Below are 2,234 nucleotides of genomic sequence, written 5' to 3' on the forward strand. Positions count from 1 at the left end.
GGGTGGGTGACCGGGGCGGACATGGAACTGCTCCTCGTCTGGGACAGGACCGACAGGCAGGCAGGCGACAGTCAGACGGCGACAGGCAGGTAGACACGCTAGAGGCAGGCAGACAGGCCCGACTCGTAGACAGTTTGTCAGCAACTACTACCCGCCGGTAGCCCCCGGCGCCGTCGACCTGATGGCCGTACGCCGCTCAACGCGTCCCGCGCACCACCGGGTTGGCCTCCGGGTCGCCTGGACACGGTCCGACACGTCGGCTGGGATGGTGCCGTGGCTACCGACATCGCGACCGAGGTCTTCGAAGAGCACCGTCCCGTTCTGATGGGCGTCGCCTACCGCATGCTCGGCCGGGTGGCCGACGCGGAGGACGTGGTCCAGGAGGCGTGGCTGCGCTGGTCCGGCGCCGACCACACCCAGGTGCGCGAACCGCGCGCCTACCTGGTGCGCATCACCACCCGCCTCGCCATCGACCGGCTGCGCCAGATCCAGTCCCGCAACGAGGCCTACGTAGGACCGTGGCTGCCCGAGCCGTACGTCACCGACTTCGGGGACACCGTCCCGGACGCGGCGGAGCGGGCCGTGCTCGCCGACTCCGTCTCGCTGGCGCTCCTCGTCGTCCTGGAGTCACTGTCGCCCCTGGAGCGCGCGGTGTTCGTACTCCGGGAGGCCTTCGGATATCCGTACGCGGACATCGCCGCCACCCTCGACCGCAGCGAGTCCGCGGTGCGCCAGCTGGCCGGACGGGCGCGCAGGCACGTCGAGGAGAAGCGGCCGCGCTACGAGGTCGATCCCGCGCTGCAACGCGATCTCACCGAGCGGTTCCTCGCCGCCGCCACCGAGGGCGACCTGGAGGGGCTGATGTCCCTGCTGGCCCCGGACGTGCGCCTGGTGGGCGACAGCGGCGGCCGGGCCAAGGCGCCCGTGCGCGTTCTCGAGTCGGCCGACAAGGTGGGCCGCTTCGTCCTCGGTGCCACTCAGAAGGGCATCGCGGGGGCCTCGTTCCGTTTCATGGAGATCAACGGTGGCCCCGCACTGCTGGTCCTTTACGAGGGCAAGCCCGACAGCGTCTTCCAGCTGGCCGTCGCCGACGGCCGGATCCAGTGCGTCTACATCGTGCGCAACCCGGAGAAGCTGCTGTCCCTGGCCGTCGACTAGCCGACGCCGACAGCTGACAGCGGACAGAGCCGCGAACAGCCGGCAGAGCCGCGAACGCCGCGTGAACACTCTGCGGAGTCGCTTCTGTGCGCGCTGTAACGGATCGAGGATTGGTCTTGACCAAGGGTGGGGGCCGTCTTATGGTCGCAGGGATAGTGCAGGAACCTTTAATAAACAAGGGCGTTAAAACCGCCGGGTCAGGGCGATTGCGGAGGACAGGGTGGGGACCACGCAGTTGGATACGGTGCCGGAGCCGAAGTACTGGCATCTCAGGACCGTGCTCAGTGAGGCACTGGACTCCGAGTTCTCGGTGGGCGAGATCCTGCCCAACGAGCGTGATCTCGCAGCACGGTTCGGCGTCGCACGTGCCACGCTCCGCCAGGCCCTGGAGCAGCTCGAACTCGAGGGCAGGCTGCAACGCCGTCGCGGTGTCGGCACGACCGTGGCACCGCCGCGCATGGGCGTGGCAGTGGGATCCGAGCAGCACGCGTGGCCGGGCGCGGTCGGCGACGCCTGGCAGCCCGCGGACTGCACGGTGGCGGCCCCGCCCGCGACGGTGGCCGACATCCTGGAGACCGGCCACGACGAGAAGGTGCACATCGTGCGCCGCTCCAGGGTGACGCGCGGCCAGCCCGTCGCCGCGGAACTGCTCTACATCCCGGCGTCATCGGTGCCCGACCTCTCCGCCATCGACGCGCCCTCGGGTACCGCACGCGCGCGTGCCGTTCTGCGCGAGCTCCAGCGCCTGGAGCTGGAGGGCCAGGACCGCGCCGTGGAACTCGGCTCGGCCCGCGCGGACGACGCCAAGGAACTCGACCGGCTCCCCGGCGCACCCGTCCTCGTCGTCACCACCCGCTTCTTCACCGAGGGACGCACAGCGGCGGTCTCCGTCGCCACGTACCGCGCCGACACGTGTCGGCTGACTTTCGGAGACACCGGGGGCGTGGAGATCCACCATGACCCGGAGCGCCGGGCGTCCTGAGGGTCACCTTTTGCAGCCCAGGCTCGCATCAGTCAGCCCGTCCGGCGCTTGAGGACGAGGCCGTTCAGGCCGACGAGCGGGGGTCTGGGGGCGG

2 protein-coding genes are annotated in these 2,234 nt (G+C 70.2%); both read left to right on the top strand.

Annotation, left to right across the window (positions count from 1 at the left end):
- Nucleotides 1-273: 273 nt before the first annotated feature.
- Nucleotides 274-1,158 (top strand): RNA polymerase sigma-70 factor, encoded by an 885-nt coding sequence (locus tag G5C60_RS50470; protein WP_165271017.1) that lies wholly within the window; start codon nt 274-276, stop codon nt 1,156-1,158.
- 220 nt (nt 1,159-1,378) lie between these two features.
- A complete protein-coding gene (locus G5C60_RS50475; RefSeq protein WP_165271019.1) occupies nt 1,379-2,140 on the top strand; it encodes a UTRA domain-containing protein in 762 nt (253 codons plus the stop codon).
- The last annotated feature ends 94 nt before the right edge of the window (nt 2,141-2,234 follow it).

Source organism: Streptomyces scabichelini (assembly GCF_011045015.1).
Classification (GTDB): domain Bacteria; phylum Actinomycetota; class Actinomycetes; order Streptomycetales; family Streptomycetaceae; genus Streptomyces; species Streptomyces scabichelini.